A 908-nucleotide genomic window follows, 5' to 3' on the forward strand; every position below is an offset into this window, starting at 1 on the left:
AGAGACTGTTTGGAAACTCACGGATGAGCATTCCGGCGGATCAGAATGCCGCCCATGGCGACATGGATCATGGCGGTTGAGACGTCGATGCGCTTCTCATAGTCGCGAACGAGACGCCGCCAGCGCATCATCCAGCCAAAGGTGCGCTCCACGACCCAGCGCCGGGGCAGGACAGCAAAGCCCTTCTGCTGCTCGGACCTGCGGATGATCTCGACGATGAAGTCGAGATAGGCAGCCTTGTCCATCAGCATGAGCCGATCATAAGCGCCGTCGGCGAAGAGATGTTTGACCCACGGCCAGCGCTGGCGGATCGCCGCGAGGATCATTTGCGCGCCAGCGCTGTCGGAGATATCGGCGGGCGTGAGGTTGACCATGAGCAGCCGTCCATCGGTGTCCACGGCGATGTGGCGCTTGCGCCCGACGATCTTCTTGCCCGCATCGTAGCCTCTGGTTTGGGCTTGCGGCGCCTTGACCGACTGGCTGTCGATGACCGCTGCCGTCGGGCTGGCCTCGCGCCCGGACCGCTCGCGGTCGAGCATCAGTTCGATGTCGTGAATGGTCTGGAACAGAAAGCGCCGCGCCAGTTCGCGGAACCAGCCGTACACGGTGCGCCAGGGGCCGAAATGCACCGGCAGCATGCGCCAGCCGCAGCCGGACCGCACCAGATAGCGCACCGCGTTGATCACCTCGCGGAAGTCGATCTCGCGCGGCCGGCCCGTCCGGCCGGGCTTGGGCATCAGCGGCGCGATCCGCTCCCATTCCTCATCCGTCAGGTCCGACGGATAGCGCTTGGTCTTCTTGGCGATCGCGGCCATCCGGCCTCGGGTCTTATGGGTCCACATCCACAGGGTGAATCACATCCCTCCCGCCAAGGGAAGCCCATCAGATCAAGTTTCCAAACAGTCTCT

Annotated in this window: 1 protein-coding gene; it reads right to left on the reverse strand. The window is 63.8% G+C overall.

The features are described 5' to 3' along the window. Nucleotides 1-17 precede the first annotated feature (17 nt). Entirely contained in the window at nt 18-842 is an 825-nt protein-coding gene (locus tag AB4097_RS21465; RefSeq protein ID WP_442043325.1) for an IS5 family transposase, read from the reverse strand. Nucleotides 843-908: the final 66 nt, after the last annotated feature.

This window comes from Microvirga sp. 2MCAF35 (assembly GCF_052115545.1).
Lineage (GTDB): Bacteria > Pseudomonadota > Alphaproteobacteria > Rhizobiales > Beijerinckiaceae > Microvirga.